General features: G+C 27.6%; 28 protein-coding genes and 1 riboswitch. Of the genes, 7 read left to right on the forward strand and 21 right to left on the reverse strand.

Going from position 1 to position 26,706, the window contains the following annotated elements:
- Nucleotides 1-68: 68 nt before the first annotated feature.
- Nucleotides 69-247: riboswitch (cobalamin riboswitch) on the reverse strand.
- Nucleotides 248-331: 84 nt separating this feature from the next.
- From cobD to cobT, 7 genes are read right to left on the reverse strand one after another with little or no spacing between them, the layout of a single operon-like run.
- Nucleotides 332-1,396 carry a threonine-phosphate decarboxylase CobD gene (gene cobD, locus QP548_RS05920; protein WP_061427789.1) on the reverse strand — a complete coding sequence of 355 codons (1,065 nt, stop codon included), beginning with the start codon at nucleotides 1,394-1,396 and terminating at the stop codon, nucleotides 332-334.
- Nucleotides 1,393-2,340: an adenosylcobinamide-phosphate synthase CbiB gene (gene cbiB, locus QP548_RS05925; protein ID WP_061427787.1), complete on the reverse strand. Its 948-nt coding sequence runs from the start codon at nucleotides 2,338-2,340 to the stop codon at nucleotides 1,393-1,395. The genes cobD and cbiB overlap by 4 nt, the downstream gene beginning before the upstream one ends.
- A 2-nt stretch (nucleotides 2,341-2,342) precedes the next feature.
- Nucleotides 2,343-2,987: a histidine phosphatase family protein gene (locus tag QP548_RS05930; protein ID WP_061427785.1), complete on the reverse strand. Its 645-nt coding sequence runs from the start codon at nucleotides 2,985-2,987 to the stop codon at nucleotides 2,343-2,345.
- Between the two features lie 4 nt (nucleotides 2,988-2,991).
- Nucleotides 2,992-3,372 carry a bifunctional adenosylcobinamide kinase/adenosylcobinamide-phosphate guanylyltransferase gene (locus QP548_RS05935; RefSeq protein ID WP_061427783.1) on the reverse strand — a complete coding sequence of 127 codons (381 nt, stop codon included), beginning with the start codon at nucleotides 3,370-3,372 and terminating at the stop codon, nucleotides 2,992-2,994.
- A gap of 13 nt (nucleotides 3,373-3,385) precedes the next feature.
- Nucleotides 3,386-4,141 (reverse strand): adenosylcobinamide-GDP ribazoletransferase, encoded by a 756-nt coding sequence (locus QP548_RS05940; RefSeq protein ID WP_003481152.1) that lies wholly within the window; start codon nucleotides 4,139-4,141, stop codon nucleotides 3,386-3,388.
- Nucleotides 4,125-4,685, reverse strand: a complete 561-nt coding sequence (locus tag QP548_RS05945; RefSeq protein ID WP_061427781.1) for a bifunctional adenosylcobinamide kinase/adenosylcobinamide-phosphate guanylyltransferase — start codon at nucleotides 4,683-4,685, stop codon at nucleotides 4,125-4,127. The genes QP548_RS05940 and QP548_RS05945 overlap by 17 nt, the downstream gene beginning before the upstream one ends.
- A 37-nt stretch (nucleotides 4,686-4,722) precedes the next feature.
- Nucleotides 4,723-5,808, reverse strand: a complete 1,086-nt coding sequence (gene cobT, locus QP548_RS05950; RefSeq protein WP_061427779.1) for a nicotinate-nucleotide--dimethylbenzimidazole phosphoribosyltransferase — start codon at nucleotides 5,806-5,808, stop codon at nucleotides 4,723-4,725.
- Between the two features lie 64 nt (nucleotides 5,809-5,872).
- On the opposite strand from cobT, the gene QP548_RS05955 reads away from it, so the two are divergent.
- Nucleotides 5,873-6,673, forward strand: a complete 801-nt coding sequence (locus QP548_RS05955; protein WP_061427777.1) for a phosphotransferase — start codon at nucleotides 5,873-5,875, stop codon at nucleotides 6,671-6,673.
- A 363-nt stretch (nucleotides 6,674-7,036) separates the two neighbouring features.
- Here the strand turns inward: QP548_RS05955 and QP548_RS05960 are convergent, their stop codons facing one another.
- From QP548_RS05960 to QP548_RS05975, 3 genes are all read right to left on the reverse strand, one after another.
- Nucleotides 7,037-8,335 (reverse strand): M20 family metallo-hydrolase, encoded by a 1,299-nt coding sequence (locus tag QP548_RS05960; protein ID WP_061427775.1) that lies wholly within the window; start codon nucleotides 8,333-8,335, stop codon nucleotides 7,037-7,039.
- 212 nt (nucleotides 8,336-8,547) lie between these two features.
- Complete coding sequence (locus QP548_RS17000) at nucleotides 8,548-9,282, reverse strand: metalloregulator ArsR/SmtB family transcription factor (RefSeq protein WP_061427773.1); 735 nt, start codon at nucleotides 9,280-9,282, stop codon at nucleotides 8,548-8,550.
- 201 nt (nucleotides 9,283-9,483) lie between these two features.
- Nucleotides 9,484-10,932 carry an ABC transporter substrate-binding protein gene (locus QP548_RS05975; protein ID WP_061427770.1) on the reverse strand — a complete coding sequence of 483 codons (1,449 nt, stop codon included), beginning with the start codon at nucleotides 10,930-10,932 and terminating at the stop codon, nucleotides 9,484-9,486.
- A gap of 518 nt (nucleotides 10,933-11,450) precedes the next feature.
- Between QP548_RS05975 and crcB the strand changes: the two genes are divergently transcribed.
- Both crcB and QP548_RS05985 read left to right on the forward strand, forming a co-directional pair.
- Nucleotides 11,451-11,837, forward strand: a complete 387-nt coding sequence (crcB, locus tag QP548_RS05980; protein ID WP_061427769.1) for a fluoride efflux transporter CrcB — start codon at nucleotides 11,451-11,453, stop codon at nucleotides 11,835-11,837.
- 19 nt (nucleotides 11,838-11,856) lie between these two features.
- The gene (locus QP548_RS05985; protein WP_061427767.1) at nucleotides 11,857-12,198 is read left to right on the forward strand and encodes a DUF190 domain-containing protein; all 342 of its coding nucleotides are present in this window, start codon (nucleotides 11,857-11,859) and stop codon (nucleotides 12,196-12,198) included.
- Here QP548_RS05985 and QP548_RS05990 read toward each other — a convergent pair.
- Entirely contained in the window at nucleotides 12,195-13,646 is a 1,452-nt protein-coding gene (locus QP548_RS05990) for an ABC transporter substrate-binding protein (RefSeq protein WP_061427764.1), read from the reverse strand. The genes QP548_RS05985 and QP548_RS05990 overlap by 4 nt on opposite strands.
- Before the next feature lie 173 nt (nucleotides 13,647-13,819).
- On the opposite strand from QP548_RS05990, the gene QP548_RS05995 reads away from it, so the two are divergent.
- Nucleotides 13,820-14,368 carry a phosphatase PAP2 family protein gene (locus QP548_RS05995; RefSeq protein ID WP_061427762.1) on the forward strand — a complete coding sequence of 183 codons (549 nt, stop codon included), beginning with the start codon at nucleotides 13,820-13,822 and terminating at the stop codon, nucleotides 14,366-14,368.
- Here the strand turns inward: QP548_RS05995 and QP548_RS06000 are convergent.
- A complete protein-coding gene (locus QP548_RS06000) occupies nucleotides 14,365-15,447 on the reverse strand; it encodes a pyruvate kinase (RefSeq protein WP_061427760.1) in 1,083 nt (360 codons plus the stop codon). The two genes, QP548_RS05995 and QP548_RS06000, sit on opposite strands and share 4 nt — an antisense overlap.
- A 325-nt stretch (nucleotides 15,448-15,772) precedes the next feature.
- Entirely contained in the window at nucleotides 15,773-16,213 is a 441-nt protein-coding gene (locus tag QP548_RS06005) for a hypothetical protein (protein ID WP_003448883.1), read from the reverse strand.
- Nucleotides 16,214-16,327: 114 nt separating this feature from the next.
- Between QP548_RS06005 and QP548_RS06010 the strand changes: the two genes are divergently transcribed.
- On the forward strand, nucleotides 16,328-16,798 hold the full coding sequence (locus QP548_RS06010; RefSeq protein WP_061427759.1) for a DUF4883 family protein: 471 nt from the start codon (nucleotides 16,328-16,330) through the stop codon (nucleotides 16,796-16,798).
- Between the two features lie 114 nt (nucleotides 16,799-16,912).
- Here the strand turns inward: QP548_RS06010 and folK are convergent, their stop codons facing one another.
- Genes folK through QP548_RS06045 form a run of 7 tightly spaced genes read right to left on the reverse strand, consistent with a single transcriptional unit; the run spans nucleotide 16,913 to nucleotide 22,369 of the window.
- Entirely contained in the window at nucleotides 16,913-17,734 is an 822-nt protein-coding gene (folK, locus tag QP548_RS06015; protein WP_061427758.1) for a 2-amino-4-hydroxy-6-hydroxymethyldihydropteridine diphosphokinase, read from the reverse strand.
- Between the two features lie 12 nt (nucleotides 17,735-17,746).
- Nucleotides 17,747-18,556 (reverse strand): dihydropteroate synthase, encoded by an 810-nt coding sequence (gene folP / locus QP548_RS06020; RefSeq protein WP_061427757.1) that lies wholly within the window; start codon nucleotides 18,554-18,556, stop codon nucleotides 17,747-17,749.
- Between the two features lie 12 nt (nucleotides 18,557-18,568).
- Nucleotides 18,569-19,042: an HD domain-containing protein gene (locus QP548_RS06025; protein ID WP_061427756.1), complete on the reverse strand. Its 474-nt coding sequence runs from the start codon at nucleotides 19,040-19,042 to the stop codon at nucleotides 18,569-18,571.
- A 24-nt stretch (nucleotides 19,043-19,066) separates the two neighbouring features.
- A complete protein-coding gene (gene folE / locus QP548_RS06030; protein WP_003458528.1) occupies nucleotides 19,067-19,624 on the reverse strand; it encodes a GTP cyclohydrolase I FolE in 558 nt (185 codons plus the stop codon).
- Nucleotides 19,625-19,638: 14 nt separating this feature from the next.
- Nucleotides 19,639-20,409, reverse strand: a complete 771-nt coding sequence (locus tag QP548_RS06035) for an aminotransferase class IV (protein WP_061427755.1) — start codon at nucleotides 20,407-20,409, stop codon at nucleotides 19,639-19,641.
- Between the two features lie 17 nt (nucleotides 20,410-20,426).
- Nucleotides 20,427-21,773 carry an aminodeoxychorismate synthase component I gene (gene pabB, locus QP548_RS06040; RefSeq protein ID WP_061427754.1) on the reverse strand — a complete coding sequence of 449 codons (1,347 nt, stop codon included), beginning with the start codon at nucleotides 21,771-21,773 and terminating at the stop codon, nucleotides 20,427-20,429.
- 5 nt (nucleotides 21,774-21,778) lie between these two features.
- A complete protein-coding gene (locus QP548_RS06045; RefSeq protein ID WP_061427753.1) occupies nucleotides 21,779-22,369 on the reverse strand; it encodes an anthranilate synthase component II in 591 nt (196 codons plus the stop codon).
- 266 nt (nucleotides 22,370-22,635) lie between these two features.
- On the opposite strand from QP548_RS06045, the gene QP548_RS06050 reads away from it, so the two are divergent.
- Nucleotides 22,636-23,478, forward strand: coding sequence for a PHP domain-containing protein (locus QP548_RS06050; protein ID WP_061427751.1), 843 nt, complete (start codon nucleotides 22,636-22,638; stop codon nucleotides 23,476-23,478).
- Between the two features lie 204 nt (nucleotides 23,479-23,682).
- The gene (locus QP548_RS06055; RefSeq protein WP_061427750.1) at nucleotides 23,683-26,319 is read left to right on the forward strand and encodes an FAD-dependent oxidoreductase; all 2,637 of its coding nucleotides are present in this window, start codon (nucleotides 23,683-23,685) and stop codon (nucleotides 26,317-26,319) included.
- A 107-nt stretch (nucleotides 26,320-26,426) separates the two neighbouring features.
- On the opposite strand, the gene QP548_RS06060 is transcribed toward QP548_RS06055, so the two are convergent.
- Nucleotides 26,427-26,672 carry a TIGR03905 family TSCPD domain-containing protein gene (locus QP548_RS06060; protein ID WP_003448671.1) on the reverse strand — a complete coding sequence of 82 codons (246 nt, stop codon included), beginning with the start codon at nucleotides 26,670-26,672 and terminating at the stop codon, nucleotides 26,427-26,429.
- Nucleotides 26,673-26,706 lie beyond the last annotated feature (34 nt).

The raw sequence follows: 26,706 nt of genomic DNA on the forward strand, positions 1-26,706 counted from the left end.
CCATTTTAAGAAGGTATGTTAAGCATATTTAAATCATACGCACCCTATTATCCTACCCTCAGAAGATAATAGTACTTAAAATAAAAGGCAGGTATCCCGACTTTGCTTCTTCCTCCATCTCGTCTTCCCACACAAAAAATGCAGTGACATATTGAGATTTTGTCTGCTTCACGGTTACTGAGGTAGTTGAAGACTTTAACTTCATTCCCTATTAAGTGAAAATCACACCAATTATTAGTTAATCAACTTGATTATATTATTATATTTTATCATTGTCAAACTTCTCAATTTGATATAAAACCTATTAAGAACTAAAGTAATAATATAAAGTTTATTTTAAAACCTTTGAAAGTTCTTCTAAAAGCTTTTTGTTTTCTTCCCTTGTTCTAACTGCTACCCTATAGAAATTATTGTCTAAACCAATATAATTACTGCAGCTTCTTATTATAATACCTCTTCTAATTAATTCTTCTCTTAAATCTATATTTTTATTCAATTTAAAAAATATAAAATTTACTGCTCCTTTAAAAATAGTAATATCTTCAAAGTTTTCTAGGCCATTATATAAAAATTCATTTTCTTTTTTTATGTAAGCTACGCTGTTTTTAATATACTCAACATCTTTTAATGCTTCTCTTCCTGCATAGTCTGCTACTGTGTTTACACTCCAAGGAGTTCCTACTGAATTTATTTTTTCTATAACATTATTATTAGAACTTAATCCATAACCTAATCTTATTCCAGGAAAGGCAAATAATTTAGTTAAAGATTTTACTACAATTAAATTTTTGAAATTATTAAGTTCTTTAATAAGAGAGTATTTATAATTATCTTCAACAAAGTCCAAGAAAGATTCATCAAACACAACTGTAACATTCATTTTTTTTGCTTTTTCTAATACTTTTAATGAAAAATCTTTTTCTATTAAAGCTCCTGTAGGATTATTGGGATTACATAAAAATATAATATCTAATTCTTCCTTGATTTCTTCTAAAAATCCATTATCTACTGAATAATTATCTTTTAATATATAATGGTTAACTTCACACTCAACAGAATTTAAAGCATCCTCATACTCTGAAAAGGTTGGTGCTACTATAAGAGCCTTTTTAGGCTTTATTCCTCTTACTACATTAAAAATAACCTCTGCTGCACCATTTCCTAGAACTATATTTTCTAAAGCTACCTTTTCAAAGTCTGAAATCCCCTTTTTAAGCTCATAATAAGTTATATCTGGATATCTCTCTATAGAATTTATTCCTTTAATCATGACCTCTTTCACTCTTTCAGAGATTCCTAGAGGATTTATATTAGCTGAAAAATCAATAATTTCACTTTCTTTTAAGCCATAAATCCTCTTAATTTCTTCTACATTACCACCATGTCCTAAATTCATATAATCACCTCTAAAATACATCTAATAATAAGTGCTACTATCATTCCTAAAAAAGAAACCATTCCTAATATATTATTAGTCTTATAAACATATGAAATTTCTATTTTCTTTTTAGCATCTCCTATAGTTGGTTTTTCTACAAACTTTCCAAAATAATAATTTGCTCCTCCAAGTCTTATTCCTAAAGCTCCTGCAACTGCTGCTTCTGGATGAGCACTATTAGGACTTGAATGATTATATCTATCTCTTTTGTATATTTTAAAACTCTCTTTGCAATTAAGTCTTAAAATAAAAGAAGAAATTACTATAAGATAAGCTGTTAATCTAGCTGGAATATAATTAAACACATCATCAAGCTTAGCTGAGAAGAATCCAAAATCCTTATATTTTTCATTTTTATACCCAAACATTGAATCACATGTGTTTACTGCTTTATATAAGAAAGCTAAAGGTGCTCCCCCAATTCCTGCAAAAAATAAAGGTGCTATAATACCATCTGACATATTTTCTGCTACAGTTTCCACTACAGCTCTAACTATAGCTTCTTCATCTAGATTTTCAGTATCTCTTCCTACAATATAAGATAATTGTTTTCTAGCCTTAACAATATCTCCTTCTTTTAAAATCTTAATTACTTTAAGTCCTTCAACTTTAAGCCCCTTAGCAGAAATACAAAAATAAATAAGTATTCCAGATACTACAGTTCCTAAAATAGGATTAATCTTATTAGCAATATGTACAATTCCTAAAGTTACTCCAAAGGTTATGAAAACTATAAAAAGCCAAGCAAAGAAGCCTGCAATCTTAAGATTTTTCTTGAAAACCTTTCTCCAAAGCTTTTCCATATTAGATGCTAGTTTTCCTATATATCTAATAGGATGATATGGATTATTAGGATCTCCTATTATTAGGTCTAAAACATATCCTATTATAATTTTTATCATTTCTAAAACCTTTCTATTATTTCTAGTCTTAAATTATCTGTTATGTCTTTTTCAAACTCTAGACTTGAAAAATCTCCTTTTAAATTATTGATATCCTGTTCAACTTTTAACTTATATCCTCCTCCACACTTAGGCTGATAAGTATAGAAGTCTAATTCCTCCTTTTCAAAGAGTTCTAAAATACAAGCTATACTTCCTCCATGACATACTATTAAAGCTTCCTCTTCTCCCTCTTCCTTAAGGGTTAGAAGTAATTTTAAAAATGCTTTTTTCATTCTCTTTTCAAAATCCCTTCTTGATTCACCATTAGGACAGGAAACTTCCTTTCTTTCATCTAAGATCCAGTCTAAATATTCCTTGTCTTCCTTTAGCATTTCATAAGACTTTAATTCAAAGTCTCCAAAATTATACTCACTAAATTCCTTTATGACTTCATACTTCTTATTTGGATATAAAATATTAAATGTTTCATTAGCTCTTTTTGCTCCACTTGTAAAATTTCTCTTACATATTGGCAAACTCACACTCTTTCTTTTTTCCTCTAATTCTTTTTTTCCTTCCTCACTTAAAGGCACATCACTTATTCCACAATAAAGTTTATTCTCATTGCAATAAGTCTTCCCATGTCTAATTAAATAAATTATCATCTTATTATTCACCCTTTAATCTTGTTGGTATTCCAAAAAATATTCTATAAACTTCTTCACTTTCCTTTGATAAAAACTGAAGAACTTTTCCAGTCTCTTCTCTCCATAATCTTTCCTCTTTCTTTAAAGGAACTATTCCTGAAGATATTTCATCACAAATTAAAATTTTATCTTTTAATAATTCTTTTTTTTCCTTAAAAAAGCTTAAAGACTCTTTTCCTTGTAAGGCATTAAAATAAATTAATCTATCTATTCCACTAATAACCTTTTTAGAAAAGTCTATAGAATCTTCTTTGCAATAAAATATTTCCTCTTCATTTATGCCTAACTTTTCTCTTACATACTTCAACTTTCCATTATAGGCACCACCAAATAAAAGTTTCAAAAGCTTCTCCTCCTTAAATAATTCCTAAAAGTAAAATCCCTGTAAATTCCATAAGAACAAGAATATATCCTGCAACGTCTCCATTTATTCCACCTAATTCTTTTTTTACTTTTAAAAGTAAAATAAAAGAAATAAGTCCCATTGCTAAAATAGCTATTAAATAATTTATTCCTAAGGTGAAAAATGTTATTAATGCAACTAATACATATATTCCTAGTAAGATTATTTCATCTACTTTTCCAGTTCCTTCTTTAAAGAATTTTGCTAGAGAACTTTGTCCAAGCATCTCTTGACTTACAATAAAGTAGCCATTTATTGCCCTTGATGCTATTGGTATAAATATTAATATTCTCATATCTAAGTTTTTATTTAAAACAGTAAACATTCCAGCAAATTCTACTAATAGTAATAAAACTACAGAAATAACTGAAAAAGCTCCAACTGTAGAATCCTTTAAAATTCTAAGCTTTGTCTCCTTATCTCTTCTAGAAAGAAGTGCGTCAGAAACATCCATAAAACCATCTAAATGTAAAAATCCAGTTAAAATATATGGCACCGTTAAAATAAGAGCTGCCATAAGCATAATTGGTACATTTAGCTTACTTAATACAAAAAAACTTAAATACCAAAGTGCTCCTATAATTAACCCTATAAAAGGATAAAGCTTCATTATATGTTTTGCAGCCCTGTCATCCCATTCATATTTTGGCAATGGAATAACTGTAAACATACTTAAGGTCATATTTATAGCCTTATAAAAAATTTTCATCTTCTAAAACCTCCTCTCCTTTATGAAATATTAAGTTTCCAAAGGAAGCTTCTATAACCACATCTGAGAAGGAAGCTAATTCACAATTTATTTTACCTAATTCTCTTTTAAAAGACTCAGTATAAGAATCATATTTAATTCCATCACTAAAAACATAATCTGAAACTATTACTAAATTAGAAACCTTAGTTCCTAGACTCTTTATGTCCTTTAAAATATTACTATGTACACTTTCATTAAATTCTTTTCCCACAAACATCTCATTAGTAACTAAAGAGGTTAAACTGTCTAGTAAAACAGTATCTTCCTTAGAAAGTTTATGAAATATCTCATTTAAATTCCTATGTTTTTCAATGGTTTTAAAATCATACTTTTCTCTATTTTTCAAATGATTTTCTATTCTCTTTAAATCCTCTAAATCATAAGGGTTCATAGTAGCTAAGTAATAAAGCTCTCCTTTTCCTTTTTTTGAAAGATTACTACTATAAAATTCAGCATAAGAAGATTTGCTACTCTTAGCGCCTCCAATAATTAAAACTATCATAACTAATTAAATTAACTCCTATAATATTTTTAAAGGTTTAAAGAACAATATAACATTCTTCATCCTTTACATCTTCTAAATAGCTGTTATCTATATTTCCTTCTTCAAAGGTTGCCATATTATTCATCATGGCTGTTGCAAAATCAATTACTGAGAAAGCTATTGGACATCCACTTCCTTCTCCTAATCTCATATTTAAATCTAACATAGGATCTAAACCTAACTCTTTTATAGCTAACTCATACCCTATTTCCTGTGATTTATGAGAGGTAAAACAGAATTCTTTAACTAAAGGATTTAATCTATTAGCTAAAAGAGCTGCCACAACGGATATAAATCCATCTATTACTACAGGTATTCTATAGAAAGCTGCACCTAAAAATACACCTGTCATTGCTCCAATATCATATCCTCCAACCTTTGAAATAATATCAATAGGATCATGAAAATTAATATTATGTTTTTTAACCACTTCTTCTACAATTCTTTTTTTCTTTTCGAAAGAAGCATTATTTATTCCGCCACCTTTTCCTACTACTTGAGAAGTTTCACACCCAATAAGGGCTTTTAATACTGCTGCTGAAGTAGTGGTATTTCCTATTCCCATTTCACCTACTCCAAGTATTTTATATCCCTTTTCCTTAGCTATTTTTACAGCTTCTATTCCAATTTCTAAGGATTTTTTAGCTTCTTCATAGGTCATAGCTGGTTCCTTATAAATATTTTTAGTTCCCTTTGATATCTTTCTATTTATAACCCCATCTATGATTTCATCTGAATTAATTCCCACATCAAAAACCATTAAATCTGTTCCATTAGCTTTTGCCAATGTAGCTACTCCCGTAGTACCTTTTATAAAGTTTTTTGTTTGAAGTAAGGTTACACATTGAGGTGCTGAGGCTACTCCTTCTTCTTCAACTCCATTGTCAGAAGACATTATAATCACACACTTTTTATCAATATTATTAAATATATTCCCAGTTATTCCAGATAACCTTATGGCTATATCTTCTAACTTCCCTAAACTTCCTAAAGGTTTAGCTAAAGAATCTACTCTATTTTTAGCTTTTAAAATCATGTCATTATCTAAACCTTGTATTCCTTTTAACACCTCATTTAACATTATCCTTTTCCATCCCTTCTTATTTTTTGATATAATATTTTCATTAGAATATAAGGAGATTAAGATGACTAACAAAATGAAAAATCATAAGATAACCAAACTAGGCGGTCTTAATAACTCAAATTATTTATTAGAGTGTGAAAATAATAAATATGTTTTAAGAATACCTAGTAAAGATAATAAAAATAATTTTTCAGAGGAAAATTTTGTTTTAATATTTGCTAATTTGAACAAGCTATCCCCCCCTATTATATATCATAATAAGGATAATGGAATACTAATAAGCAAATTTTTAGAAGATTCAAAGGTAAATATGAGTACATTTACATCTTTAGAATTCCTTGAAAAACTCTCAATTAATTTGAAAAAACTACATATTCTTAAGTGTGAACATATTTTTAATCCTTTTGAACATATAAGAAAAAATTTTCATATTTTAAAATCTAAAAACTTTAATTTTCATGAAGGCATTGATTTAGTCTTACATAAATTAAATATTCTTGAAGAAAAATTAAGCAAAAATATGACTCTTGGCCTTTGTCATAACGATTTAAATTCTTCAAATGTACTATATTATAATAAAAATGTTCTTTTTATTGACTTTGAATTTTCTGCCATGTGTGATATATTTTTTGATTTAGCTACTGTATCTTGGATGCTTGATGAAAAAAAGAGATATTTTTTAATAAAAAGTTATTTTGGCTACTACTCTTATGAATTAATGGAAAAATTAGAAAATTACCTTTTTGTAGTTAAGCTTTGGAATGCTTCTTGGAGCTTCTTAAAGTCTTTAAATACTAATTCTACATATGATTATAAATTAGGTGGAAATATGATCATAGATGATTTATTATCCACTCTATAAAAGGGCTGTATTAAAATATAACAATAAAACTTACAAACAGTATGAAGAGAATATCTAGATAAGCTTTAGAATTTAAATTATTACGTAGAAAATATCACGTTAAAAAGCTGAGACTGTTAATTTCTTAGGAATACAATCTCACAAAGTTCCATTGCATAAGTTCAAGAATCCAAATTAAAAATTTGGACTTTCACTTAAGTTTCGAAGCTTTAGTGATATTTTCGAAGTAATGATTATAAATTCTTAGCAAAATCTAGTAATTCTCGGAATATGTTTGTAAGTTTTATAAAAAGTTATTTTTATACACGTCCATATATATACATAAAATAATTATTAAATATAATTCATCTTTTAAAAATTTTATTATTTTTTATTGCAAAGATTCATTACTACTCTTAAATATAAATTTATTGCTGGAAACAGATCTTCTTCATTAAAATCAAACCTAATAGAATGATGTTCATCCTTTAATTCACTTCCAAACATTATATAAGATGCCTTTCCTCCATTTCTCTGTACTCTTTTCATCATATAACATATATCTTCACTAGCACCAAAGTCTTCTTCATCTATTACATTGTTATAATCATTTATATTTTTTGCCTCCCATTTAATAATATCAATTAACTCTCTATCACTACTACCACTTATGGATCTTCCTAAACAAGATATTTTCACATGATTATCATGCATATCTGCAGAAGCTTTTAAAATTCTAGTTGCATAGCTCTCCATATATTCATTTAATTCTGTAGTTTCTCCTCTAGTCTCTACTTCCATAAAAGCTTTTCCAGGAATTACATTTCTACTACTCCCTGCAATTAACTTTCCTACATTTATTCTTGTTATGCCTTCACCATTTCTTGGTATAGCATCTAAGTTTAATACTGCTGTAGATGCAGAAAGCAGAGCATTATGCCCTTTTTCAGGTGCAACTGCAGCATGGGAAGACTTTCCTGTAAATTCAGCATTAATTTTAGATGTTGCTAAAAATCCCTTTGTTCCACAAATTATTTCTCCTGATTTCCTTGCCTTTATTCCTATGTGACCACTTAATAAATAATCTACATCATCTAAGATTCCTGATTGAGCCATTGGATTTCCACCACAGACGCTTTCTTCTCCAGGTTGAAAAATAAGCTTTATTGTTCCTTTAAAATATTCCTTAAATCTAATGACCCCTTCTGCAACTCCAAGGCCAATAGCTATATGACCATCATGTCCACATGCATGCATAATTCCCCTATTTAAAGAAGAAAAACCATTTTTAAAAGGAAAATGCTCATTATTTTCACATTCAAGTACTTTTACTCCATCTATATCAAATCTTAAAGCAATAGTTGGCCCCTCTCCATTTTGTAAAATCCCAACTACTCCAGTGTATCCCCCAATCATATAATCACTTAATTCTTTATAGGCACCCTGCTTTAAAGATTTTTCATAACTTTTCTTTAAATCAAGTTCATTTGGCACATCTAACCTATACTCTTCACTTATTATTTCTTTTCCTATTTTTATTTCATAACCCATTTCTCTTAAATATTTTCCAATTAAAGAAGAAGTCCTAAATTCTTTCCATGCACTTTCAGGATATTTATGAAAATCCCTTCTATAATTAATTATTTTTTCTCTAATCTCCCTTAAAAACTTCTCAATATCCAATTTTAATCCTCCACATTAAATAAAATTTTTAAATACATATATCTAATAATACTTAACTTCTCTCTATAATAAACCTTTTAAAAGATTATTAATGTTTAAATTAATTTTTTTAAAATAAAAAAGGTACTACATCTTTAAAATGTAATACCTTTTTAGTAGTTTTCTTATAAATATTTTATTCTAAACAATAAAAAGAACTCGCTTTTTACTTATTAATGACTACATCCATGATGATTGCATGTATGTGTGCTTGAAAACTCTTTTAATTCACCCTTTTTTAATGCTTCTAAATTAGCTTCTATATCTCCATCAATAGCTTTGTAAACCTTAATTCCCATAGAATTTAATTTACTTATAGCACCAGCACCAATTCCACCAACAACTACAGCATCTACAACTTCACCTGATAAAGCTTTTATTGGTTGACATTTTCCATGTTCATGACCTAAATCACCATTACCTACAGCAGTTACTTCATCTTTTTCTAAATCACATATTACGAAAGTTGGAGCAGTACCAAAATGACCATATGGTACACTTTTAACTCCTTCATTATTTTTAACTGGGAAACAAATTCTCATTATATTTTCCTCCTTCAAATTTTTATTATTTATGCATTTAGCATGTTTACATATTTTGTTACATTTTTTATATATGTTTTCTTTTGTTTTTATATTATTACCATCATTTACGATATAATCAATTAAGATATTAATGCTTTCTAACTGCTCTATATTTAAATCATAAACAATGTGATAACCTATTTTATATCCAATTACAAGATTGGCATCTCTTAATACTTTTATTTGTTGAGAAACAGCAGATTCTGAAATGCTAAGTTCTCTAGCTATTCCCTTTGCACACATAGATTTTTTATTTATTAGATGTAGTATATTTATTCTGGTTTCATCTCCTAGTGCTTTAAATATTTTTATTTTATCTTCCATAAGCCACCTCTTATTTTTAATTAAGCATTTCCTTAATTAAATTCTACTCCTATTTTTTTAGAAATTCAATATCTAATTAAGTATTTTCTTAATTAAACTTATTTTTAATATTTTACTTTATTCTATAGTAGTTGATTTTAATTAAAATATTTAAAAACTAAAAAAAGAGTGATTTTAAATCACTCTTTTTATTTAAATTTATTATTTATTAGAAGCTTTCCACTCATCTAATTGTTTTTGCATTTCAGTTTTGATATCATCTAATCCAGCTGAAGCTAACTTTTTATTTAAGTCTTCTAGTCCTTTTACTGGGTCTACTGAACCTGTGTATAAAGATCTTTCAAACTCTTGTAATACATTATTAACTGCTGATATTTGAGTTGTAACTGGCTCTGTATTAAACTTAAATCCTAATATCTTTGAAGTTTTTGCACCTTGGTTGAACTCTTCAAAAGCATCCCATTTATCTGCTGGATCAACATCTAAAACGTAAGTATCAAATAAGTTTCCATAAGCCCAGCTTGTTACACTATAGTTATTTTTCTCTGGTCTCTTAATTTGCTTATCATTAACCTTTTCGTAATGACTTCCTTCTAATCCAAACATTAACATATTTCTTAATGTAGAGTCAGTATTTACTAAGTTTATAAGCTCCATAGCTTTTTCAGGATGCTTAGATGTTGCTGATATAGCAGTCATAGCTCCAGTTGTTGAGTTATTTGTAACATATGCAGGAATTATTGGTGATGTTACAACCTCTCTACCTAAAGATTGTCCCCAACCATTTTCAGCATATGGTTGTCCATCAGCTTTCCATACAAATCTCTTAACTTCATTTTGCATGTTATTAACTGCTGCATCTTGATTTATATATCCCTTTTCATAGTATTCTCTTAACTTAGTCATCATAGCTTTCATTTCTTCTGTCTCGTACATATTTTGTACAGTTAAAGTATCATCATTAAAGAATACTCCTAAAGGTCTCATTATTTCGTCAAACTCTAATGGAATTGAATCCCCTTGAGTGTAGAATGGAACAAAATCTGGTTCCTTTTCTTTTATGATTTGTAACCATGGTTCTAAATCTTCTACTGAATGTATGTCTTGATATGGAATGTCATATTTCTCAACAAGCTCCTTATCAAATACCCACATAGGTGCTAATGCTATTTCTTTTTGGTTTGGAACTGCGTATATTTTTCCATCAACCTCAGCACCCTTCCAAAGTCTTTCATCTATAACACCTTTAAGGTCTGCTCCTTCTTTATCTAATAAATCATTTAATTCAAGGAAAGCACCTTTTCTAGCATTTTCTAAGTATGGGAAAGCCCATGAACATGTAAATGCTAAATCATAATCTTCTCCTGAGTTAGCTAATACATTCATTTTTTGAGTATAATCACCAAAGTCAATATGTTTTATGTCTACAGTAGCATTTATTTTATCTTTTATATATTTATTTACTTCCTCTTCTACTAATTCTCCATCAGTTTGAGGTTGACCTATAACATACCATACTAAGTTAACTGGCTCCTCACTTGCTGCTCCTCCCTCTGCTTTTTTGTCACTTGATCCACATCCTGTAAGCATTACAGATGTAGTCATTACTCCTCCTAAAATTAATGCTAATAATTTTTTGTGTCTAAGCATTTTTTTTCCCCCTCATATTACTATTTTTACACCATTTAGATCCCTTAATTCCAAAGCCTAAACAAACGTTTACAATAATTATATACTTTATCAAATGTAATTTAAATTAATATGATAATCATATATATTTTTTAGTATTTTGTTTGAGAAGCTTTAAGTAAATTAAAGTTTCTATAGTTAATTTATAACATAACAGTAAAAAAGTCAACATTTCCAAAAAGTTGTAAACACACACCTCTAAATGGCTATTTCATTGACTTTCAAGAGTTTTTCATATTAAAACATTTATATATATATTCTGTTAACTTTTTTAATATTTTAAAAAGTTTGAAATTTTTGTAATATAAGTATTACATTTTGAATATTTTTATTCTTTCTCTAATCATATATGATTAAAATGTATGCTATATTTTTAATTAGACTTATTATTCTGTAGAATTATACTTTTACTTTTTATTTAAAATTTGTTAACATTATAAAAAAGTATATTTATAATAATATTTAAGGAGATAATTAAAATGCAAAAACTTTTACTTGCTTTAATAGTAGGGCTCGGTGGATTTTTAGGTGCATCCTTGAGATATATTATTTCAATTTTTGCAGCTAAAAATTTTGGAGGAACCTTTCCATATGGTACTCTAATTGCAAATATTTTAGGAGCTCTTTTAATAGGTTTCATTATGGAGTTTAGTATGGATAGTGTATTAATCTCATCTAATATGAAACTTTTTTTGACCACTGGCATTATGGGAGGCCTTACTACATTTTCTACTTTTTCCTATGAAACAGTTAGTATGTTAACTAGTGGTAATATAACTTTAGGAATAGAAAATATAACCTTAAACTTAGGTTGTAGTTTATTGTTTGTTGTAATAGGTCAAAAACTTGCTAAGATATTATTTTAATTTTTAGGGGGAATCTTTTATGAGAAATGAATTCAAAGGTAGCTTTTTAAAAATATTTATTGATGAATCTGATAAGTATAATGGTGAACCACTTTACTCAGAGATATTAAAAGTACTAAAAAAAGAAAATATCTTGGGTGCAACTGTAATAAGAGGAATTGAAGGCTTAGATAGCCATCATAAAATACATTCTGATTTTATTGAAATACTTGCTAGAAACTTACCTATGGTAATAGAAGTTATTGAAAGTAAGGAAAAAATAAATAAATTAATAGAAATACTTGAGCCTATGATAGAAACTGGAACTATTACAGTTATAGATAATATTCAGGTAATATCTTTAAATAAAAAAACAGACTAAAAAGTCTGCTTTTTTATTCTCCAATCATTTAATTGTATTTCTAATTCTTCCTTCACCTTATCTATTCCAGCACTTTCAAGCTTATTAATAAGCTTTGAAACATATTCATCTGTATCTACTAATCCAGTATATAAACTTCTTGTAAACTCTTCGAGAACAGCATTTACAGCTTCTAATTCAACAGTTACATTACTAGTGTCAAACTTAAATCCTAAGGCTTGAGATACATGTGAATTATTATTAACCTCTTTAAATTCATCCCATTTATTTTCTGGTTCATCTTCTAATACATATGTTATAAATAAATTTCCTAAAGTGTAGTAATCAACCATATAATTTTTAGATTCTTCTAAAAACCTAATTTTATTATTTGAAATTTTTTCATAGTGAACTCCTTCAATTCCATAATTAATAAGATTTCTTAAATATCTATCTGTATTTAAAAGATTTAAAAACTCCATAGCTTTTTCAGGATTTTTTGAATTTTTTGATATGGCAATCATAGAACCATTTACTGATCCATTTGTAATATAACTTTCTAAAATTGGTGTAGCAACAACCTCTCCTCCACTTTTAATAGACCATATTTTTTCAGCATAAGGCTGTCCATCAGCTTTAGTTACAAATCTTTTAGTTGAAAAATCACCAGCATTTCCAATTTTAGTATTGGTATATCCAAGCTCCTTATATCTTCTCATAGTCTTTAAATTATTAATCATTTCTTCAGTTTTAAATATATTTATTACCTCAAAGCTATTACTTTCTAAATTTATTCCTAAAGCAGGACATAATTGATCCCAAATCATAGGAACTGAATAACTATCATCAACATAAAAAGGAATTACCCCTTCTTCATTTTCTTTAATTAACTTTAACCAAGGTTCTAAATCATCTAAAGTTTTTATATTCTTATATGGAATATTATATTTATCTACATATTCTTTAGAGAATACCCACATAGGCATATTAACTATCTCTTTTTGATTTGGAATAGCATATATAGAACCATCTATTTCTGCTCCCTCCCAAAACTTTTTATCAAGAGCTTTATAAACATCCTTTCCATACTCTTTAATCAGGTTATTTAAATTAAGAAAGTCTCCTTCCTTTGCATTAGGATAATAATCATTAGCCCAGGAAGATGTAAATACCAGGTCAAAAATTTCTCCTTCATTGGTTTTATTATTCATTACCTTTGTAAAATCCGCATAATCTACAAATCTAATATCAATAGTTGCATTTATCTTTTTAGTTAAATAGTTATTTACTTCACTTTCAACCCTATCCATATCAGCAGGTTCTATTCCAATTGTGTACCAAACAAGCTCTATATTTTCATTATTTAAACGTTTAATGTAGTTTCCATTTTTAATTATATTAAATATTACTAGAAATATCATAAGTAATGCACTTATAATAATTAAAAGAGATTTTTCTAATTTTCTCAATATTAGACCTCCTTTTTTTTATTACATCTACATTATATTTTGTTTCTCAAATTCTTTAAATGAATATTTTTTATATAATATTACTTTTTTTTATAAACTTATTTACATCCTTATAGTAGACTTCTTAAAAATTTAGTAATAAAATATATTTATTACTTTTAGGAGGTAATAAAATGCACTTTATTCAAAATATAGATATCAATATACTTTACTTTATACAAAATAATATTCAAAATAAGTTTCTTAATCCAATAATGATTTTCTTAACTTCATTAGGTAATTTAGGCTTTATATGGATTGCCATAAGCATCTTGCTTATAATTTCAAAAAAATATAGAAAAATAGGATTATTAACCTTAGCTGTTTTAATTGTTAATACCATTCTTGGTGAAGGAATTCTTAAACATATTATAGAAAGATCTAGGCCATTTGCAACATATGAAAACTTACATATAATGATACCTAAACCAAGTAGTTACTCTATGCCCTCTGGCCATACCTCTGCATCCTTTGCAGCGGCATTTATGTTAGCTTATTATTTTAAGAATATAAGAGTATATATCTATTCATTAGCTTCCCTAATAGCTTTTTCTAGAATATACCTGCTAGTTCATTATCCAAGTGATGTATTAACAGGTATTTTACTAGGATATTTAAGCTACTTAATAGTTATAAAATCATATAAATTATACAAAATAAAAGATCAAAGAAAGTCTTTTTAGACTCTCTTTGATCTCTTTTTTATTTTTGATAATAACTTTTCATAATATTTTATACTATTTTTTAAGGTTGTAACCACATACTCTTCATTTTCCCCAGTACTAGTTTCTCCAGTAAGCATAAACCCTGTTACGCCACACCTAATAAAATGATATATATCGCTTAATTCATTTATTGTAGGCTTATTTTGTTTATTTCTAATAGATGAAAGTACATTTGTGGCTACTATTATTGATTTATTCTCATTTTTTAAAGCATATAATATTTTTTCTTGCACTATAGGAACATTTAATACTCCAACTTCTGCTGTTAAATCTCCCCTTGCTATAACTATTCCATCTAATTCTTTAGCAACTTCTTTAATATTATTTATTCCTTCATTAGTTTCAATTTTTCCCCAAAGTTTAGGAATAAATTGATTTGACTTTAAATTTTTAAAAACAATATTTTTAAACTCTCTACATTCTTCCATATAAGAACAATAAGAATAATCTATAATATCTACTTTATTATCTAAGGCAAATCTAATATCTTCTAAATCCTTTTCGCTTACCCCCCAATTTTTCCTATCTAAATTAGGAAGATTACATCCCTTTTCTTTTCTAACTACACCACCTAATTTAACCTTAGTCTTTATTAATCCATTGTTATTGCTTATTACTATGAATTCCATAGTGGCATCTTTCATATATATCTTTTTAAAAGTATTATTGTATATAAACTTATTTTTTATATTTAAAGGTATAAGTTTATTTCTATCAATATTTTTAATATAAATATCATAAGTTTCTTCTGAACAAAAATAAACTAAATCACCTGTATTAACTTTAAATGTTCCATATATATTATTAGCTACCCTAATCTTATTTCCCTGTAAGTCTAAAAGAACTTTTACATCCTTATGATTGCTTCTTATGTAATCTATACAACATTCTACATCTCTATGCTTGCCATGGGATAGATTCATCCTAATTATATTGCCTCCACCTTTTACTATGTTATCTATTTTATTAAAGATTTCATTTTTGCTCTGTTCACTTTTGCTTATAAACCTTGTGTTTATACTGCCTATAATATCCATAACTTCCCCCATAAATATTGCTACTCATTGATTTATATGCATAATAAGCTTTAAATATTATTTATATATCTTATCAATTAAAAAAGCTTAACATAATAATATTTCTTAGTATAATAATAAAAAGTTTCTAAAGAAAACTCTAAATCAAAGAAGTCATATCAAAAACTATAAACTCTATGTTTAAGTATTAATACAACTTCTTTAAAATAAGGCTATATTTAAACTACTGTTGATTTTTAAGTATATATCTTTAAATCAATATTAACTTAAAACAAAGCCTAAAGTAAAATATTGATAATTAAACATCTTAATTAAAGAAATACGATTAGCTTACTTCTTTAATTATTTTATATAGTGCATCTGCTAATTTTTCTTTATTTATACTATCTACTTCAGTATCACTTATATTTATAATTAGGCATAAAGAATCTAAATTTTTTACTAAATATAATCCTTTTCCACTTTTAATACTTATCTGTGAAAGGCCTATATAATCAACCATATCTTCTAAGTTTAAGGATACAACACGCCTAAGAATTTGATCATCCCCTAAAATTTCTATTCTCTTATCTTCTCCTATACTCTTAGTTATTCTTATAAATATATCTGCCTTTGTATTATTAGATAATAAAACTTTCTTAAAAAAACTTTCTCCTAAGCAACACTCTTCATTAAAACAATCTATAGTAAGATCTCCTTCTTCCTTTAATTTTTTTATTAATACTTTTCTTAAATAGGAGTCATTTATATCTAATGCATATTTCACTATAAATCACCTCCTTAATTCTAAGGACAATTGTAATATATATTATTCATTTTCTTAAAAAAAGTTCTACTAAAAACATAAGTTTCATAAATTAAACTGAAGGAGGTGATAAATTTGATAAAAAAAATTACTAAAATATTTTTAATAACCCTATGTTTTTCTCTTCTTTTAATTTCATGTTCTAAAATTAATATTCCTTCTAAGGAAAAACCTTCTTTAAACTATCACACTAAAAATTTAAGTGAACTAGTTTCTAAGAATAATATAAAAATCAGATTATTAGATATGAATATTTATAGTGAAGTTGTTGTGGATAATGAAGATGTAAGAATTATTGATGACTTATTAAAAAGCCTAAAAGATTCTAACTTTATAAATGAGGAACCTTTACCTAATAAACCCTTATATAAAATTTTTATAGATTTAAATAGCGAAAAGTATGTAATAGATATTTATGGAGATGATTTAATAACCCTTTATCCTTGGGATAGTGATGTAAGCAAGGATTACTTAAGTTTAAAAGATATTCCTAATTCCTTTAAATTAGAACCATTTTGCCAGTATGTGTTTAATAAAAAACAATAAAAAAAGATATAGGATTTAGTAGTGATTTATACTAAATTCTATATCTTTATTACTAACAAATAAATTATTTATGCAAAGTTTTATTTAATTTAAAACATAAACCTAACTTAAAACTTATTTGTTTTTATTTAAGTCCTCTAAAAGTTCAAATACACGCTTTCTATATAAGGGATGAACCTTATAAGGAGCAATTTCATTTAATGGCTCTAAAACAAAACTTCTTTCATGCATTCTTGGATGTGGAAGTATGATTTCTTCATCTTCACTTATTAAATCGTTAAAAAATATCACATCTAAATCTATAGTTCTAGGCCCCCACTTAATCTTTCTCTCTCTTTTAAGCTTTTGTTCTATATCTAATAAAAACCTTATTAATTCCTTAGGGTTTAAAAGAGTTTTTATTTTACAAGCACCATTTAAAAATTCATCCTGCTCAGTATATCCCCAAGGTTCTGTCTCAATTAAATTAGATTTTTTTATAATTTCAGTATGATAAGCCTTATTTATTTCATTTAAAGCTTCTTCTATATAATATTTTTTATCTCCTATATTAGACCCATATGAAAGGTATGCCTCATTCCATCCTCTCTCTATTTCTATAGATACAGTATCTAAACTTCTTAATATAGGTGCCCATGGTTTCTTTAAAGAAACTTTAACTTTTTTAACAAGAGAGTATTCTAATAATATAAACTCACATAATTTTTCTACTGCAGTTTCTATTAAATCATAGCTATGCTTTTTAAACTCTTCTTCAACCTTATGTGCAAGTTCTCCATAATGAACAGATTTACTTAAATCTCCAGTAACTCCAGCCTCTCTAGTATCTAAGAAAAGTTCTATGCTTAAAACAAATTTTTGTCCAAGTCTTTTTTCCTCTTCAAAGACTCCATGATTACCAAAAACCTCAAAATCTTTAATAATAATTTTATCCATGAAATCTAACTCCTATCTTCTTACCATAGCATCAGTCATAAGGGCAGTTCTCTTATTTTCTAAAACATCATGAACTCTTACAAATTCGCACCCTTTAATTATTCCAAGAGTAGTTGTAGCTAAAGTTCCTTCTAATCTTTCATCTGTTGGAAGATTTAAAGTATTGCCTATTACTGATTTTCTTGATGTACCTAATAAAACTGGATAATCCATATTGCAAAACTCATCTAATCTATTTAATACTTCTAAATTTTGCTCATAATCCTTTGCAAAACCTATACCTGGGTCTAAAATTATATTTTCTTTCTTAACTCCAGCATCTAGGGCTATCTTTATACATTCTTCCATATCAGATTTCATAGTTTCTATGATGTCATCACCATATTCATTATCATTTCTATTGTGCATTATGCAACAAGGTACTCCATATTTAGCAGCCACAGTAGCAATATATTTATCCTTTTTAAAGCCCCATACATCATTTATTAAATCTGCACCTGCTTTTATAGCTTCCTCTGCCACTTTACCCTTATATGTATCAACTGATATAGGTATATCAAATTTTTCTCTTAAGGCTTTTATTACAGGTACTACTCTATTTAATTCTTCTTCTTCTCCTACTGGGGTATGAGTTGGTCTTGTTGACTCTCCTCCAATATCTATTATGTCAACACCATCATTAATCATCTTCTCAGCTCTCTTTAGAGCTAACTCAATATCATTATATTTTCCACCATCTGAAAATGAATCTGGAGTCACATTTAAAATTCCCATTATGTATGTTCTTTTTCCTATTTCAAACTCTTTATTTCCTATTTTCACAAAAGTTCCCCCTTAAATAATTATGTCTAAATTCTTTTTTTCTTTGCTCCACTTACAAAGTTTTTCAGCATTACATAAAAAACAGCTTCTTGATTTTTTATCAGCTAAGTAAATAATTTTATCTAAGCCTTCTGCTTCACTATTTCTGTGATTTAAAATTCCACTTAAAATAATCTCTATTTCCTCTTTATTAAAATCACATTCCTTTAAAATATCCAAACTCAATTTATAAGAAGCTTTATTATGTTTTTCTCCACCTTCATATTCTACCCATCGTCCTATATCATGAAGAAGTCCTATTGCATATATAATTTCCTTAGATACATTTATATTTTCCTCTAAGACCATTATGTAGGCAATCCTTGATACATCTAAAAAATGCTCTAAGTTATGTTTGCAAAAAATCCTATCTTTTTCACAGAAAGAATTCTTATTTAAATAGTCTTTATACTTAATATTATTAAGTATCTTATTTACTCTCTCCATAATAAACACCTCGAAGAATAATATCTACATAGAAATCATTCTAAAAACATCATTTTTTAAGCTTTCATCTTCTAAAAACTTTCCTCTATAAGTTGTTGTTACTGTTTTTGCACCTGGTTTTCTAACACCCCTCATGGTCATACACATATGTTCACCTTCTACAACTACCATTACACCTTGTGCATCTAAGTATTCCATTATAGAATCAGCTATTTCCGTTGTAAGCCTTTCTTGAAGTTGTGGTTTTTTTGAATAGACCTCAACACATCTAGCAAGCTTAGATAAACCTACAACCCTTCCATTTGGTATATATGCTATATGAACTTTTCCATAGAAAGGAACTAAATGATGCTCACACATAGAATAGAAAGTTATATCCTTTTCTAAAACAAGATCATTGCTATGAACTTCAAAAGTTTTACTTAAATGCTCCTTTGCATTCATTCCTATTCCTGAAAATATTTCTTCATACATTCTTGCAATTCTATCTGGAGTTTCTATTAAGCCCTCTCTATTAACATCTTCTCCTATTGCTTCAAGTATTAGTTTCATTCCTTCTTTTATCTTATCTTTATCGATCATTTTGCCCTCCATATTTAAAAGCTTATAATAGAACTTTCATATTTACTTTTTATTTCTTCTATTAAGTCTTTTTCCCCAAAAAACTCTTCTTCAAATTGACTTACTCTCATTATTCCAAGAAGTGAATTGCTTATAAAAATCCCTTCACTATTTCTTAAGTCTCCTATATTATAACATCCTTCTTCAACTTGAAAGTTATTCTTTATCCATCCTCTAATTATTCCATCTAAAAGCCCACAGCTGACCTTTGGAGTATATATCTTATTATTCTTAATAAAATATATATTGCTAGTAGCTCCCTCTGTTAGCTCTTCTCTTTCATTTAAAAATATCACTTCATCAAAGCCTTCATTTTTAGCTTTTTCCTTTTCCATAATATTTTCAATATAGCAAGTACTCTTTAAATAAGTTAATTTAGAGGTACTATTTCTTCTTACTTCACTAAGTTTTAGAGAAAATCCTCTATTGTAATCTTCTATGCCATAAGGAATATCTCTAGTTGAATAAATTATATTTTTTTCAGTAAGAGTTATTTTTAAAGCTTTATTTCTTATTTTTTCATTTTTAATAAACTCTCTTAATTCCTCTTCATTAATATTAAAAGGAATATTTAAATTTAAGCATCCATTTTTTAGTCTTTCTAGATGTTCCTTTAAAAACACTCCATTATTTAATACAAGTATAGTTTCAAAAATTCCCCGTCCAAAAAAAACTGACGAATCTATGGTAAGTGAACATTTTTCAACCATACTATAACCTTTTTTATTTTCTCCTATATAAATCACTTTATATCACAACCTAATTATAATACTCTCATTAAAGCCTTTGCCTTATCTAAAGTTTCCTCATATTCCATCTCTTCTTCTGATTCAATAGTTATTCCTCCACCTACTCCAAAATAGGCCTTATTATCTTTTGCTAATATAGTTCTTATTACTATATTAAAATCACAATTTCCTCTTAAATCAAAATAACCTATGGCCCCAGTATATATCCCTCTTCTAAGGCCTTCTAGTTCCTCTATTATCTCCATACTTCTTATTTTAGGAGCACCTGTTATAGAACCTCCTGGAAAACATTCTCTTATACATTTTACAGAACTAACATCTTCCTTTAGTTCTCCTATAACTGTGGAAACTAAGTGAAATACTGTAGCATATTCCTCTAATTTAAATAATTCTGTAACCTTAACAGAAAAAGGTTTGCATACCTTACTTAAGTCATTTCTCTCTAAATCAACAATCATTAAAAGCTCTGACTTATCCTTTTCACTATTTAAAAGTTCTTTTTTATTCTTTTCATCTTCTAATTTATCTTTTCCTCTTGGTCTTGTGCCTTTAATTGGTCTTGTTTCAACCTTATTATTAAACACCTTTAAAAACCTTTCAGGAGAAGAACTTATAATTTGAAAACCTTCTAAATTTAAATAACAGGAAAAAGGGGCTTTATTTATACTTCTTAAACTTATATATGTATCAAAGGGATCAGAATTAAAATCACAGGAAAATCTCTGTGTTAGGTTTGCAATATATGTATGCCCTTCTTTTATGTACTCTTTAACCTTTTTTACTGAATTTATATATTCTTCTCTTGAAAAATTTGAAGTAAACTCAGTATTTTTATCTAAGCTGATATTTAAATTTATATCCTTATCTTTTATTCTTTCATAAATATTAGCTATACTTTTTTCTGACTCTTCCTTAATTCCTAGGGCTGTTATATATGTTTTTTGATTTCTCAAATCAAATATTATTACATTATCATAAAATAAAAAATAACTATCTGGGATACACACATCATCCTTAGCACTTTTAGGCATATCTTCAATAACTCTTCCTATATCATAAGAAAAATAGCCCATAGCTCCCCCTAAAAAAGGTATCTCACTATTATAATTTATTTTATATTCTAAAATAAGCTCTTCTAATTTTTTAAAAGGATCTCCTAAGACTAGTTTTTCATCTATAAAAATCTCATTTCCCTTAGAGCTAAACTTTTTAAAAGGATTTAATCCTATAAATGAATATAAAGAAAATTCGCTATCTTCCTTTGAACTATCTAAAAATATACTGTTTATTTCATCTTTAAATAAAGAATATACTTCATGTGGCTTAAGCTTATTTTCTATTTCCTTAATTTTAAAATTCAAATTACTCACCTTTCTATAATCTTAAATTTCCTAGCATTATCAATAAAGTTTTTAAGCATTTCATGGCCATATTCAGTTAAAACAGCCTCTGGATGAAACTGTACTCCTTCTATATTGTACCTTTTATGCCTTATTCCCATAACTACCCCATCATCACTTAAGGCAGTTATCTCTAAATCTTCTCCTAAAGAATTTCTATCAACTACTAAAGAATGATATCTAGTTACATTTATATTATTTTTTATTCCCTTAAAAATCCCTTTTCCGTCATGAGTTATTTTACTCACTTTTCCGTGGACTGGGAAATCCCCTTTTTTTATTTTACTTCCAAAGGAATATCCAATACATTGGTGACCAAGACATACACCTAAAATAGGAATCTTTCCCTTAAATTCCTCTATAATATTTAAACATTCTTTCATATCCTTAGGTGCTTTAGGTCCTGGAGATATTATTATTCCCTCTGGATCCAATCTTTTTATTTCTTCTATAGTTATTTTATCATTCCTCTTTATCTTTATATCCTCATTTAATTCCTTAAAATACCTAAGCAAATTAAATACGAAGGAATCATAGTTATCTATCATTAAAAACATTAATTCACCTCTAAAATATTTAGTTTAAAATCATTATATCAAAAACACCTAAAAAAAAATATGAATTTTATACCATTTATATATTTGAATCTTCTAATTAATAATCTTAAGTATTGTTATTACTTAATTTAAAGTTAAAAATTAATTTATTTTATTCTCATTTATGTGTTAAAATATTTATACTACAAATTTTTTAAAATTAACAATATTATTCAAATAATTATTATACATACATTGATTTTTTCAGTTTTAAAGGAGGGTTTACTATTAATATTAATGCAGAATTTCATTGTCACTCATTAGCTTCTGACGGAACACTATCTCCAAAAGAGGTAATTGCTGAAGCTAAAAAAGCAAGTATATCCTTAATAGCTTTAACAGATCACGATATAACTTCTGGTCTTGATGAAGCAAAAGAGGCCGCAAAAGAACTAGATATTCAATTTATTCCTGGAATAGAACTTAGTTGTGAGCACAAAGGGTCTACAGTTCATGTACTAGGATATTTTAGAGATGATTCTTATAAATCAGAAAATTTTCAAAAGTTCTTAAATGAATTAAAGGATTCTAGAATAGGTAGAGCAAAAAAAATTGTAGCTAATTTAGAAAAATATTTTAATATCAAACTTGACTATAAAGATGTCTTAGCAAAGGGAAAAGGTGTTGTTGCTAGACCTCATATAGCTCAATGTATAATAGAAGCTGGTTATCCTTATGATTGGGAATATATATTTGATAACTTCATAGGAAATGATAGCCCAGCTTATGTTCCTAACAAAAAAATCTCTGTACAAGAGGGAATAAATATATTAAAAGCTAATAATGCTATAACAGTACTTGCTCATCCAAAGCTTATAAAAAGAGTTCCAGTACAGGAAGTTATGGAATTTCCTTTTGATGGTATAGAAGCTATTTACTATCAAAATACTAAAAAAGATACTGACTTCTTTATTTCATATGCTGTTCATCATGATCTTCTTATAACATGTGGTTCAGATTTTCATGGAGATCACGAAGGAGATGAAAGACATGGTCATGTTGGATGCATGAGTATGCCAGAAGAATATCTTGAAAAATTTCTAAAAAAATATAACTGTAATAAAAAATAATATTAATGATTAAAATAATGGTAATATGGTTTAAATGCCAAATTACCATTATTTTTTTATAATCTTAAATAATTTAATATTTTATTAAAAAAAGTATTTACATTTCAACGAAAAAGAATATAATTTAATTGTAGGTATTAATTAATAATTAATATTAGTTGATTTTGATTGTTATAATTTTAACATATATTAGGTGGTGTTTTTATGAATTATTTAGAAGTAAAAAAAGATATTTATTGGGTTGGATCTTTAGATCCTGAATTAAGAGTTTTTGATATTATTATGTACACTCCTTATGGAACTACTTATAACTCATATGTTGTTAAAGGTAGTGAAAAAATAGCTGTATTTGAAACAGTAAAAGAAAAATGTTTTGATGATTACTTATCAAAACTTAATAGCTTAGGTGTTGATCCTAAATCAATAGATTACATAGTTGTTGATCATACAGAGCCTGATCATGCTGGATCTGTTGAAAAATTACTTGAATTATCTCCTAAAGCTAAAGTTATAGGTTCAATGCAAGCTATAGAATTCTTAAAAGATATAGTTAATAAAGATTTTGAATATATAGTTGTTGGAGACAATGACACAATTTCATTAGGAAACAAAACATTACAATTTATCTCTGCACCATTTTTACATTGGCCAGATTCAATGTACACTTATATTCCAGAAGATAAAGCTTTAATAACTTGTGACTCTTTTGGAAGCCACTACTCTTGCGAAGAAGTATTTAATGACTTAATTCCTAATGAAGAAGAATATTTAGATGCATTAAGATACTACTATGATTGTATCTTTGGCCCATACAAACCATATGTTTTAAAAGCTATAGATAAGATTAAAGATTTAGATATAGAACTTGTATGTCCAGGTCATGGTCCTATCCTTAGACAAGATCCATGGAAAATAATAAATACTTATAAGGAATGGAGTACTCCAGTAGAGCCTAAAATAAATGGAGATAAGAAAGTTACTATTCCTTACGTATCAGCTTATGGATATACTAAAGAATTAGCTGAAGAAATAGCTAAGGGAATACAATCTGAGCACAATGTTGAAGTTAAATTATATGATTTAACTTATAGCAAGCAAGAAGATGTATTAGCTGACATAGGAGAATCAGATGGTATATTATTTGGATCACCAACAATAGTTGGAGAATTATTACCTCCTATTAGAATTCTTTTAGCTAACTTAAACCCTATTATTCATGGAGGAAAATATGCTGCAGCCTTTGGTTCATTTGGTTGGAGTGGTGAAGCTGTTCCAAGAATAGAAGCTAGATTAAAAGAATTAAAAATGAATATATTTGGACCTGGTTTAAGAATTAAGTTTAAACCATCAACAACTGAATTAAAAGAAGCTTTTGAATTTGGTAGAGATTTCTCAAGAACTATGTTTGGAGAAAAGGAACTTGATTATGCTCCAAATAATGCTACAGAAACTAAAGAAGTATTAACTGGAAATGGTAAAACAAGATATTGGAAATGCTTAGTTTGTGGTGAAATATTCGAAAGTCCAGTATGCCCTGAAGTTTGCCCTGTTTGTGGCGCTGGAAAAGAACAATTTATAGAAGTGGAAATGGATACCTTTGAAAAGAATGATACTGATGATAACTTCGTTATTATAGGTAATGGAGCTGCTGGATTCTACGCTGCTAAAACAATAAGAGAAATAAACAGTACAGCTTCTGTTAAATTACTTTCAAGTGAAGAAGTATCTTCTTACTCAAGACCAAATCTTTCAGATCTTTTAAATGAAGAAATGAATTTAGATACTTTCTACTTAGCTAAATCTTCTTGGTACAAAGAAAATAATATAGAAGAATTACTAGGAGTTACTGTTACTTCTATAGATAAAGATGCTAAAAAAGTAATCTTAAAAGATGGTACTGAAATACCATATACTAAACTTATATTAGCTAATGGTAGCCATAACTTTATTCCACCATTTAAAGTTAAAAATAATAATGAAGAAGTTACTTTAAATGGTGAAAATATTCATGAGTTTAAAGGTATCTACTCTATTAAAGATTTAAAAGATACTTTTGATGTTAAAGAAGAAATGAAAGAAGCTAAGAAGGCTGTTGTTATAGGTGCTGGTCCTCTTGGATTAGAAGCTGCTTGGGAAATGAAACTTGCTGGATTAGAAGTTACAGTAGTTGAATTCTTACCAAATCTTATGAATAACCAATTAGATCAAGAAGGTGCTGATATCTTTAGAAACCAAGTTTCTGATTGCGGAATAACATTCATAACATCAGAGGAATGTGCTGAAATAATAGCTAAAGATGGCAAATTAACTTCTTTAAACTTAAAGAGCGGAAAAACTTTAGATGCTGATATTCTTCTAGTTTCAACAGGTATTAGAAGTAATATAGAATTAGCTAAAAAAACTGGAATTGAATGCAACAGAGGTGTTATTGTTAACGAAAGAATGGAAACAAGTGTTAAAGACATATATGCTTGTGGAGATGTAGCTGAATTTAATGGTCTTGTTTACGGAAACTGGCCTGCTGCTATAGAAATGGGGAAAACTGCTGGTGCAAATGCATGTGAAGCAGAAAAAGCATTTGAAAACTTTACACCATCTATAATATTAGATGCTTTAAATACTCATGTATTCTCAGCTGGTTTAATAAGATTTAACGATTCTTCTTATGAAAAAATAAGTTCTAAAGATGAATCAAAAGGTCAATATACTAAACTATTCTTCAAAGACAACATCTTAGTTGGAGGAATTATAGTTGGTGATATTTCTAAGGCAGGACAAATAATAATAGCAATAGATAATAAACTATCTAAAGCAGCTGCTTTATCAAATGACTTACTATAAATAAAATAAAAAGTGACTATATAAATTTTATATAGTCACTTTTTTTATTTAGAGAAATATATTAAACTTAAGCAAAAATTACTTAAACTATATGCTCTTTGTGCTTGTTATAAGCTTTTTTTATATTCTTCTAAAGCTTTTGCAAGTTGATCTGGACAAGATGTTCCTTTTCCTCTGCAATCTATTCCTTTTAATTTAGAAATAGCTTCATCAACATCCATTCCTTCAACAAGCTTAGAAACTCCCATTAAGTTTCCTGGACATCCATTTACAAAGCTAACACTTTTTATTTTGTTATCTTCGATTTCAAAATTAATCTCCTTAGCACAAACTCCTGTAGTCTTATAATTCATAAGTAAAATCTCCCCTATCTTGCTAATTATGAAG

The sequence above is a fragment of the Clostridium sp. UMB9555A genome (genome assembly GCF_030222355.1).
GTDB classification, from domain to species: domain Bacteria; phylum Bacillota; class Clostridia; order Clostridiales; family Clostridiaceae; genus Sarcina; species Sarcina perfringens.

Coding starts and splice junctions, on each gene's coding strand:
- cobD (WP_061427789.1), bottom strand. CDS start 1,396: ATGAATTTAGGACATGGTGGTAATGTAGAAGAAATTAAGAGGATTTAT.
- cbiB (WP_061427787.1), bottom strand. CDS start 2,340: ATGATAAAAATTATAATAGGATATGTTTTAGACCTAATAATAGGAGAT.
- QP548_RS05930 (WP_061427785.1), bottom strand. CDS start 2,987: ATGATAATTTATTTAATTAGACATGGGAAGACTTATTGCAATGAGAAT.
- QP548_RS05940 (WP_003481152.1), bottom strand. CDS start 4,141: ATGAAAATTTTTTATAAGGCTATAAATATGACCTTAAGTATGTTTACA.
- QP548_RS05945 (WP_061427781.1), bottom strand. CDS start 4,685: ATGATAGTTTTAATTATTGGAGGCGCTAAGAGTAGCAAATCTTCTTAT.
- cobT (WP_061427779.1), bottom strand. CDS start 5,808: ATGTTAAATGAGGTGTTAAAAGGAATACAAGGTTTAGATAATGACATG.
- QP548_RS05955 (WP_061427777.1), top strand. CDS start 5,873: ATGACTAACAAAATGAAAAATCATAAGATAACCAAACTAGGCGGTCTT.
- QP548_RS17000 (WP_061427773.1), bottom strand. CDS start 9,282: ATGGAAGATAAAATAAAAATATTTAAAGCACTAGGAGATGAAACCAGA.
- QP548_RS05975 (WP_061427770.1), bottom strand. CDS start 10,932: ATGCTTAGACACAAAAAATTATTAGCATTAATTTTAGGAGGAGTAATG.
- crcB (WP_061427769.1), top strand. CDS start 11,451: ATGCAAAAACTTTTACTTGCTTTAATAGTAGGGCTCGGTGGATTTTTA.
- QP548_RS05985 (WP_061427767.1), top strand. CDS start 11,857: ATGAGAAATGAATTCAAAGGTAGCTTTTTAAAAATATTTATTGATGAA.
- QP548_RS05995 (WP_061427762.1), top strand. CDS start 13,820: ATGCACTTTATTCAAAATATAGATATCAATATACTTTACTTTATACAA.
- QP548_RS06000 (WP_061427760.1), bottom strand. CDS start 15,447: ATGGATATTATAGGCAGTATAAACACAAGGTTTATAAGCAAAAGTGAA.
- folK (WP_061427758.1), bottom strand. CDS start 17,734: ATGGATAAAATTATTATTAAAGATTTTGAGGTTTTTGGTAATCATGGA.
- QP548_RS06025 (WP_061427756.1), bottom strand. CDS start 19,042: ATGGAGAGAGTAAATAAGATACTTAATAATATTAAGTATAAAGACTAT.
- folE (WP_003458528.1), bottom strand. CDS start 19,624: ATGATCGATAAAGATAAGATAAAAGAAGGAATGAAACTAATACTTGAA.
- QP548_RS06045 (WP_061427753.1), bottom strand. CDS start 22,369: ATGTTTTTAATGATAGATAACTATGATTCCTTCGTATTTAATTTGCTT.
- QP548_RS06055 (WP_061427750.1), top strand. CDS start 23,683: ATGAATTATTTAGAAGTAAAAAAAGATATTTATTGGGTTGGATCTTTA.
- QP548_RS06060 (WP_003448671.1), bottom strand. CDS start 26,672: ATGAATTATAAGACTACAGGAGTTTGTGCTAAGGAGATTAATTTTGAA.